The sequence below is a fragment of the Cyanobacterium sp. genome, assembly GCF_054166785.1.
The window spans coordinates 1-9,792 of record NZ_JBSZCP010000044.1 but is presented as its reverse complement, the minus strand read 5'-3'; the positions used below and the strand labels follow the sequence as shown (position 1 = coordinate 9,792).

Annotated in this window: 6 protein-coding genes and 1 pseudogene; 4 read left to right on the top strand and 3 right to left on the bottom strand. The window is 37.1% G+C overall.

What is annotated here, in order from left to right:
- A partial coding sequence (locus ACXITR_RS09095) for a MiaB/RimO family radical SAM methylthiotransferase (RefSeq protein ID WP_457996911.1) occupies nucleotides 1-760 on the bottom strand: 760 nt, incomplete at its 3' end.
- 452 nt (nucleotides 761-1,212) lie between these two features.
- Here ACXITR_RS09095 and ACXITR_RS09090 point away from each other — a divergent pair.
- Nucleotides 1,213-3,849 carry an EAL domain-containing protein gene (locus ACXITR_RS09090; RefSeq protein WP_457996910.1) on the top strand — a complete coding sequence of 879 codons (2,637 nt, stop codon included), beginning with the start codon at nucleotides 1,213-1,215 and terminating at the stop codon, nucleotides 3,847-3,849.
- Between the two features lie 115 nt (nucleotides 3,850-3,964).
- Nucleotides 3,965-4,723 (top strand): uroporphyrinogen-III C-methyltransferase, encoded by a 759-nt coding sequence (gene cobA / locus ACXITR_RS09085; protein ID WP_457996909.1) that lies wholly within the window; start codon nucleotides 3,965-3,967, stop codon nucleotides 4,721-4,723.
- A gap of 9 nt (nucleotides 4,724-4,732) precedes the next feature.
- Here the strand turns inward: cobA and nblS are convergent, their stop codons facing one another.
- Nucleotides 4,733-6,670, bottom strand: coding sequence for a two-component system sensor histidine kinase NblS (nblS, locus tag ACXITR_RS09080; RefSeq protein ID WP_457996908.1), 1,938 nt, complete (start codon nucleotides 6,668-6,670; stop codon nucleotides 4,733-4,735).
- Between the two features lie 288 nt (nucleotides 6,671-6,958).
- On the opposite strand from nblS, the gene ACXITR_RS09075 reads away from it, so the two are divergent.
- Both ACXITR_RS09075 and ACXITR_RS09070 read left to right on the top strand, forming a co-directional pair.
- Complete coding sequence (locus ACXITR_RS09075; RefSeq protein ID WP_457996907.1) at nucleotides 6,959-7,888, top strand: glycosyltransferase family 2 protein; 930 nt, start codon at nucleotides 6,959-6,961, stop codon at nucleotides 7,886-7,888.
- Between the two features lie 121 nt (nucleotides 7,889-8,009).
- Nucleotides 8,010-9,641: a hypothetical protein gene (locus ACXITR_RS09070; protein ID WP_457996906.1), complete on the top strand. Its 1,632-nt coding sequence runs from the start codon at nucleotides 8,010-8,012 to the stop codon at nucleotides 9,639-9,641.
- 69 nt (nucleotides 9,642-9,710) lie between these two features.
- Here ACXITR_RS09070 and ACXITR_RS09065 read toward each other — a convergent pair.
- Nucleotides 9,711-9,792, bottom strand: a pseudogene (locus ACXITR_RS09065) (IS200/IS605 family transposase); the annotation flags it as partial.

Here is a 9,792-nt window from a genome sequence, read left to right as displayed (position 1 = left end):
TTAAGCGCTCGGTAAAATAGCGAGGGTGGGAAGTGGCAAAGCGAATTCGCTCAATACCTTCCACATCATGGATAAAATACAGTAAATCCGTTAGGGTATGTTTATTTCTGCCCGTTTCCGTAGTACCCGGTAAATCACGACCATAGGCATCAATATTTTGACCCAGTAAAGTAATTTCTGTGTAACCCTGACGGGCAACTTCTTCAATTTCCGCCTTAATGGCTTCGGGAGTGCGGGATTGCTCCACCCCACGAGTATTAGGTACTACGCAATAACTACATCTTTCATTGCAACCATAGATAATATTTACCCAAGCCGAAACACTACTTTCCCGACGAGGTTTAGTAATATCCTCAAAAATATGCACAGGCTCGGTAGCTACAATCTGATTTCCTGCAAAAACTTGATCCAATAAACTATCAAGGCGGTTAGCGTGTTGAGGGCCCATAATCAAGTCAATTTCAGGAACACGTCTGAGTAATTGTTCTCCCTCCTGTTGTGCCACACAACCAGCCACCACAAGGGTTAGATCCCCTTCTTTATGCTTCCTTTTTGCCTGTCTGCCCAAATAAGAATAAACTTTTTGTTCTGCATTATCCCGAATGCTACAGGTATTATATACAATTACATTAGCTTCGTTAGGATCTTCGGTGAAATCATAGCCCATGGTTTCTAATATCCCCGCCATGCGTTCGGAGTCTGCCTTATTCATCTGACAGCCGAAGGTAGTGATATTATATCGGCGATTATTGCTGGTCATACTTTCAATAAAAAATTAAATATATAGTTACTTTTCTGTATTTCTAATATACAAGAATTCAGTCCTTGATTTATTTACTCTTCATGGGTTGGGGTCAATAATAAATAACCAGTTCCATATTTGAAAGATTATAATGGTCAGCAAGAATAGAAAAATTTCAAATTTTATCTCTGTGTGAATACGTATATTTTTATAATTACTTCAGGATAAAGTGTAAGTAAAATGGTAATCATACTGGATCTATAGTAAAAAGCATACTAATAAAATAAACAATAGGCTTAAATCTATTGCCAAAATAATAAATAAAAGTGCAGTTTATAAATCAAACTTAGTATCAATTAGTTTTTTTGTTTAACTGGTATTTATTAAATATATCTTCCCTCTGATTTTTCTTTAAATATTAGCTTTATTTTTCTGAGATTTCAAATTAGTAAAAAACCAACTTCCATGTTATGAAAAGTTATTTTTCTAAGTATGTAAAATATGTCAGACACAGCATAATTTTATTAACTTGCCTTGCCTTAATTTTAACGGGAAAAATAGCTTTAGCACAAAACAATTTTCCAGATTTAGAGGAAGAAATAAAAGTAGGAATTTATCAAAATAGTCCTAAAGTATTTGTGGATGATAATGGTAAACCCGCTGGTTTTTGGGTAGATGTTCTTAATGAAATTGCCCGTAAAAATGATTGGTCTATCGTTTATGTACCCTGTGTTTGGAGTGAGTGTCTAAATCAGGTTCAGGATAATCAACTAGATTTGATGGTTGATGTGGCTTATTCTCCTGAGCGCGATCGCACCTTTGCCTTTAATGGTAATGTAGTGTTGGCTAGTTGGTCAGAAATATATGCTAGACAGGGATTAAAGTTAAACTCAATCTTAGACTTAGAAGGTAAAACCATTGGTATTCTTAAATCTAGCATTCAGCAGGAAGTTTTAGAACAAGAAATACAAGCCTTTGGAGTGTTTCCTCGATTAGTAGAAGTGGATAATTTTGAAGATATTTTTATACTCTTAGACAATGGAGAAATAGATACAGGACTTGTTAATAACTTTTTAGGAAAAGAAAAGTTAGCAGAATATAATATTTCCAGAACTCATATTTTAATTAATCCTGCTCGTTTACACTTTATCACTTCAAAAGATGATCCTAGAAATATCTTGCCAACGTTAGATGTTACCCTAGAAACATTAATTGATGATCGTAACTCTATCTATTATCAAGCAATAAGTAAATGGCTAGAACCAGAAAATATATTTAGTTGGAGAGACATCCAAAATATTATCTTAGACTTAATGATTTACCTCCCATTTTTTGGAATCATTTTATTAGGTTTATGGAACTATTTTCTAAAAAAGGAAGTTACTTATCGAAAAAAAATAGAACAAAATTTACAAGAGAGTAAGAATAACTATATTCATCTTACTAATACTATCCCCGTAGGAATATTTAAAACCGATACAGAATTTAGCTGTTTATATGTGAATGAATACTGTTGTCAGTTGATGGGTTTATCTGAAAAACAAATTAAAACTGAAGGCTGGTTGACGGGTATTCATCCCGAAGATAGGGAAAAAGCCATAGATTGGACAATCTCTATTAAAAATAATGTCATTTTTGATTTAGAGTATCGTTTTCAACGTCCTGATAAATCCATCGTATGGGTATATGGACAATGTTTACCAGAGTATGATCAACATAACAATATTAAGGGTTATGTCGGTACTATTACCAATATAAGCGATCGCATCTTAGTAGAAGAACAATTAAAACATAATGCCCTCCATGACAAACTAACGGGATTAGCGAATCGAGATTTATTAACCCAGAGACTAGAATTAGCCATCCAAAAACAAAAACGAAATCAAGATACAAACTTTGCCCTATTATTTTTAGACTTAGATAACTTCAAGATAATCAATGATAGTTTAGGACATTCCATCGGTGATAAATTACTGATTGCTATGGCTAATTTGTTAAAAAAATTTATCCGAGAAATTGATATTGCGGCTAGGTTAGGGGGAGATGAATTTGTAGTTTTAGTAGAAGATATTGAAGGTATTCAACAGGTGATCATGATAGCTAAAAGAATTATCAAAGCCTTAGAATCACCTTTTATTTTAGATAATAAAGAAGTTTTTATAAAAACCAGTATTGGTATTACCACTAGCATTGAAAAAGAAGAAAATGCCGAAAACATATTACGAAATGCCGACATTGCCATGTATAAGGCAAAACAAAGTGGAAAGGGCAAATATGCCATTTTTGACCCCATTATGCACTCCCAAGCGGTGGAAAGGTTACAGATGGAAAATGATTTACACAATGCTTTAGAGTATCAACAATTTGTTTTAAACTATCAACCCTATGTGAACCTAGAATCTAATGTTATTGAAGGTTTTGAAGCCCTAATCCGTTGGCAACATCCCACGAAAGGATTGATTTCTCCACTAAAATTTATTCCTATTGCGGAGGAAATGGGGTTAATAATTCCGTTGGGAGAATGGATTATCGATACTGCTTGTAAACAATTATCTATCTGGCAAAAAAGGTTTAACTATCCTTTAAGGTTGAGTGTTAATCTTTCGGTAAAACAGTTAAATTTCTGTTTAATTGAGAGTTTAGATAATGCTCTTTCTCGTTATGAGATATTACCCCACACTCTAACATTAGAGATTACCGAGAGTATGTTAATTGAAAATATTGAGTTGACTTCTAACTTGTTACATAAAATCAAGGCAAGGAATATTTCTATTAGTATTGATGATTTTGGTACAGGGTATTCCTGTTTTAGTTATTTACACCGTTTACCTGTGGATATTCTCAAGATTGACCGCAGTTTTGTTCATAATTTAGAATTAAATGATCACAATCAATTAATTACTGAATCAATCATTGTTTTGTCTAAGTCCATTGGTATGGCGGTAATAGCTGAAGGTGTGGAAGCCGTTGAGCAAAAAATCTGGTTACAGCGCCATGGATGTTTACTTGCCCAAGGTTATTTCTTTTCTCCTCCTCTATTTCCTAGTATGGCGACTATGGTGTTGGAAAAGGGTTCATATCAAGACTATATCGCCGCAAGGCCATAATCAAAGTTACGGACAATGTATTAAAATTAACTAATAATAATTTGATGGTTAGTTATTATTCTGGTAGTTAACGTTTAACTCTGTGTAGCAATTCCTTGGCGATCGCCCTTAATTTATGAGTCAAAATTCTTTTGTAGGAACAGTTTATTTAGTGGGAGCAGGTCCGGGAGACCCGGGGTTACTCACGGTTAAGGGAAAATCCCTGTTAGAATTAGCAGATGTGGTGGTGTATGATGCTTTGGTTAGTGAAGAAATTCTAAATATAATTAGCCCCTACGCCGAGAAAATTAACGCAGGAAAACGCCGTGGACGGCATTCTTTGCCCCAAAATGAAACTAATGAAATTTTAATCGAAAAAGCCCGTGAACACGCTATTGTGGTACGTCTGAAGGGGGGAGATCCCTTTGTTTTTGGTAGGGGTGGGGAAGAAATGGAAGATCTAGTGAAGGCTGGTATTCCCGTAGAGGTTGTCCCCGGTATTACTTCTGGCATTGCCGCCCCTGCCTATGCAGGGATTCCCGTTACCCATCGGGGTTATAGTTCATCGGTTACTTTTGTCACTGGTCATGAATCGGTGGGAAAATATCGCCCTAATGTGGACTGGAGTGCGATCGCCCGTGGTTCTGAAACTATCGTTATCTACATGGGTATCCATAATCTTCATCAAATTATCCCTCAACTAATAGACGCAGGACTCACTCCCCAAACCTCCATAGCTCTTATTCGTTGGGGTACACGACCCGACCAGCAGGAGTTGTATGGTAATCTTGATAATATTATTCATAAAGTAGAATCATCGGGATTTGAAGCCCCGGCGATCGCAGTTATCGGCAAAGTGGTAGAATTTAGACAACAAATAAACGAAATATCGTAACACCAAAACTTAATGGGTGAGAGCCACCTTTTCCTCCTGAAAAACCTGTAAATCAAACCAAAAAGTAGTACCCACTCCCACCTCACTTACTAAGTTAATTTTAGTATGGTGTTTGTCCGCAATATTTTTAACAATAGAAAGTCCTAACCCTGTACCCTCGAGGGTATGCACCCTATTTTCGACTCGGAAAAAACGGTCAAAAATTGCCTCTTGATCTTCTTTTGCAATACCAATTCCCGTATCCTTCACCTCCACTCGCACATGGGATACCTCATCGGGCTGTTCAGCATTATTTTTCACTCCATAAGCTCGAATGGTAATAGTGCCATCTTTAAGGGTGAACTTGAGGGCATTACCCACCAAATTAGTAAACACCTGTAACAGTAAATCATAATGACCCCAAACAGGGGGTAATAAAGGTTCAATATCTCTTACCAGTTGAATATTTTTATCCCTCGCATACAATTGATAAGTCCTTAAGGTTTGCTCAATGGGCTGCTCCAAATCAAGAGCCTTGAATTGATAACTTCTGGAAGACTCTAAGCGAGATAAGTCCAGTACATCATTCACTAAACGGGTTAATCTATCGGTTTCACTATTAGCGGTTTGTAAAAACTCCACCTTCTCGGTTTCTGTCAAGTCATCTCCATATTCTGCCAACGTTTCAATAAAAGACTTGATATTGAATAAAGGAGTTCTTAATTCATGGGATACATTACTAATAAATTGGCTTTTTGCTTCATTTAATTCCACTTCCCTAGTAATGTCTTGAACGGTCATAACAATGCCTTTTAAATTCTCTTTATTTTGATCTAAAACTTGAGTAATTAAGATTCTAAAAGTGTGCTGATTTGGTTCTTTTAAACTAACCCTAAATTCTCCTCTGGTGGGGGAAATATGATAGTTTTCATCGTTTTCCGTATGACCTTCTTCCACAGATATATTTTTCAAAGGTTTCTGTAACTGTTGACCAATTTCTGAGGGTAAAAAATCTAATAAATATTTGCCAATTATTTGCTTATCATCCCAGCCAAACATTTTATTAGCCGTGGGATTTACTAATACTAATTTTAGTTGAGAGTCGAGGAGAATAGCCCCGTCGGCGATGGTGGAAACAAGGGTTTCTAACTTAGCCTTTTCGGCGGTTAATTCTTCTATATTTTGTTCTTCAAATGTTTCTAGCCTTTCTGCCATTTCATTAAAACTGAGAATTAATTCCCCTAACTCTCCCCCTAGGGGCAAGTCTATCCTTTGTTTAAAGTTTCCTGCGGCAATATTTTTAACCCCCAACAATAATTCTTTAATAGGTTGGGTAATGGTTAGGGCGTTAAATACCCCCCCTAAAATGACCATCGCCCATATAGAGATAAATACAGCAATGGTGACATCTCTGGTGAGGTTAGAAGAAGCCACGAGGGTAGGATTAGGGTTAATGCCAATGGCTAGGGTGCCTAGGGGTTTATGGTCATCCACAAGGGGAACAAATACATCGGTTACTTGCCCATCGGGGGTACTGTGTTGCCTTACCATGGGTAATTTTATGTCGTGGTTATAGTCTTCGGGGAGTTCTAGTTTTCTTTGAATGGTGAGGGAGTTTTTTACTTCACTTTGAGAGAAGGGAATACCGAAAAAAATGCTTCCTTCTTGGTCAGCATAGATGATATACCTGACACTGGAGGTATTGTTATAAAATCTACCTGAAAAACGAGCTACTTCTGTTAAGTTGTCTTCAGCAATCAAAGGGGCAACATTACTTGCCAACAAAAGCCCTAAATCTCTACCAAAACGGGTGTCGTTTATTTGTGCTTCTTGTTGAATGGAGTTCACTGCCCAAAAAGTTAAACTACTCATGACGAGGGAGACAACGAGGGTAGCTGTTGCCATCAACTTCGTTTGTAGGGTAAATTCTGACCACCAACGCCCAATAATTTCTTTTAAAAATTGCACCTTTGTTACTTATATAGAATATCGATAATTTAAAAATTGCTGTTGATCACTATGGTAATATGTATATTGACTAAAAAATGTGTCGATAGTTTTCAGGTTGATAAGAAATTATAAGTAAAAGTTCGCTCCTAATACCTTTGTTTGCTTATAATTAAAGGGTTATAACAGTTTTGGTATTTTTCTCATTAAATCCTTTAAAGGTATTTTTTTATACCAATCATCTCGAAAAAGATATGGTTAGACAAGATCTAGGGTAAAATCATAGATAATTTATTTTGGGTCAAAAGAGTGTTTTTTAGTATCGTTCTTCCTACTTATAATCGTCTGCCGATTTTGCAAAAGTGTCTAGGGGCGCTCGAGCAACAGGATTATGATTCTGCTTTGATTCACGGTTATGAAATTGTAGTGGTGGATGATGGTTCTACGGATGATACTATTCGTTGGATTGAGGAACAAAAAGCCCACTTTCCCCATGTTAGTCTTTTCCTACAAAATCATCAAGGAGCGGCGATCGCCCGTAATACAGGTATCGAAAAAGCCCAAGGAGACACCATAATTTTTATCGATAGTGATTTAGTGGTTACTCCCGTCTTTCTCAATGCCCACGCCCAAAGCCTAATGAAAGCCCAAGAAAAATTAGGACATGACCGCATTTTTACCTATGGAGCAGTAATTAACACCGCTAACTTTGATAATCCTACCTCAGAACCCTATAAAATTACTGACTTTTCCGCAGCCTATTTTGCTACAGGTAACGTGGCGATCGCAAAAAAATGGTTAGAAAAAGCAGGAAATTTTGACCCTAGCTTTAGGCAATATGGTTGGGAAGACCTAGAATTAGGAGTTAGACTAAAAAAATTAGGACTAAAACTAATCAAAACTCCTCAAGCCGTAGGCTACCACTGGCATCCTCCCTTCAATCTCCAACAAATACCCAAACTAATCGAACAGGAAATCCAACGGGGAAAAATGGGCGTAATATTCTATCAAAAACATCCCACCTACGAAGTAAAAATGATGATTCAAATGACTTGGATTCATCGCCTGTTATGGGGAGTTTTATCCCTTGGGGGGAGATTAAACGAAAAAACCATGAAACCGTTACTACAGTGGCTCATTAATCAAGGAAAACCCCAACTAGCCCTAGAAATAGCCCGTATTTTCCTTAACTGGTATAACGTTCAAGGAGTTTATGAGGCCTACGAAAGCACTAAGTAAAAATACTTAAAATGATAAAATAAGATTCTTAAATAAATTTTATCAATATAATACTTTTAGACTAAAAATAAAAAATAGTTCATAACAAATAAAAAATAATATAAATGCGGAGGCATAAGATATGGAAATAATTATCGGAATCGTTGGTATCATTATCGGTGCGGCGGTAATGTTTTTTATAGGAAAAGACAAAGTAAACCCAGAAGAAATCGAAAAAGAGAAACAAAAAGCCCTCAAACAAGCCGAAAAGGATTTTGAAACCAGAAAACAAGAATTAATTGCATCCCTCAGACAAGAATATCAAGCAGAATCTGCTCAAACAATTTCCTTACAAAAAGATACCTACGAAAATCAAATTCAAGCCCTCAACGATCAAATTATTGAACTAGAAGGACAAAATAATCAACTACAAAGTACCCTAAGTGAAGTTCAACAGGCTTCCGTCGATACCACCGAATTAGACTCCGCCAAAAGCCAAATTGAGTCATTACAAGCCCAAATTGCTCAACTACAGCCCCTCGAGTCTGAAATAGAATCCCTACGACAGAGAAGCACTCAACTAGAAGAGGAAAAACAAAATCTAGAACAAAGCTACCAAGCTCAGATGGAAGAATTAGTTACTAGCTATCAACAAGAGTTAGATAACCAGATTAGAGCAGTGAGGGAAGAGTATGAAAGTGAAGAAGAATTGCCTGAAACTCAGCTAGATTTACAACCAGAAAATTTTGGTGCAGAGGTAATCCCCGCAGACTACGTCGAACAATTAGCCGATGATTATCAGCCAGAAGAAGAATCGTCCTTTGTTGAGGAGGCGCAAGAATTTACAGAAGAAATAGCAGAGGATGCCCAAGAATCCTTAGAAGAGTTTACCAATGAAGTAGAAGAATTAACCGAAGATGCTCAAGATTGGATGGGGGAAACCACAGAGGATGCCCAAGCATCGTTAGATGAGTTTACGGATAGTGTCCAAGAAGTTGGGGAAGAAACCGAAGATTGGATTGGGGAAACCGCAGAAGATACCCAGGAATCTTTAGACGCATTTACCCAAGAAGGTGAGGAGTTAGCAGAAGAAACCGAAGACTGGATTGGGGAAACGGTGGAAGATGCTCAAGAATCCTTGGAAGAGTTTACGGAAGATGCCCAAGATTGGATGGGTGAAATGGTAGATAATGCTCAAGCATCATTCGACGAGTTGGGAGAAAATGTTTCTGCTACCGTGGAAGGAATAGGGGAGCAGTTTTCTGAGATGATGGATAATATTATGGCAGAGGATTCTGCGGAAGAAGAAATTTCCGATGATAGTTCTGATGACTTTGATATTTCCATTTTTGAAGAAGAGGAGTCCGAAGAAACCGCTGACATCGATGGGGGTGGGGATGAAATTTTTGGAGAAATTGAAACCGAATTATCTGATTCTGATGATGATGAAATACTCGATTTTGAATCTTTTGAGACATCCGATGAAGCTACCGATGAGCAAAACAGTGACTATGAATTATCCACGGATGGGGATGAGGAGTTAAATTTTGCGGATTTGGGAATTGAGGAAGAAACTTCTGCTTCCGATGATGAGTTTAACTTAGATTTGGACTTATCTGGGGATGATGATAATGATGAGTTTGATTTAGGGGCTTTGGTGGATGAATCTAATGATGTTGAAGTTAATCCCTTTGAGTTGGATGATTCTGAGTCTAATGATAGTGATATAGCTGAATTCGATCTTGATTCTTTACTAGATGACGATGACAAGTAAATTGAATATTCGTTGCGACAGTCCCCAATCTCAGCATAGCGGATTGGGGAAGGATAGCAACACCCAATTTTATTTCCCTCCTTCCTGATTCTTTATGTACTGTTTGAGCTTTTCGATAGTAACTCCCCCTGTACTGGAAACATAGTAAGAG

Coding starts and splice junctions, on each gene's coding strand:
- ACXITR_RS09070 (WP_457996906.1), top strand. CDS start 8,010: ATGGAAATAATTATCGGAATCGTTGGTATCATTATCGGTGCGGCGGTA.
- ACXITR_RS09090 (WP_457996910.1), top strand. CDS start 1,213: ATGAAAAGTTATTTTTCTAAGTATGTAAAATATGTCAGACACAGCATA.
- cobA (WP_457996909.1), top strand. CDS start 3,965: ATGAGTCAAAATTCTTTTGTAGGAACAGTTTATTTAGTGGGAGCAGGT.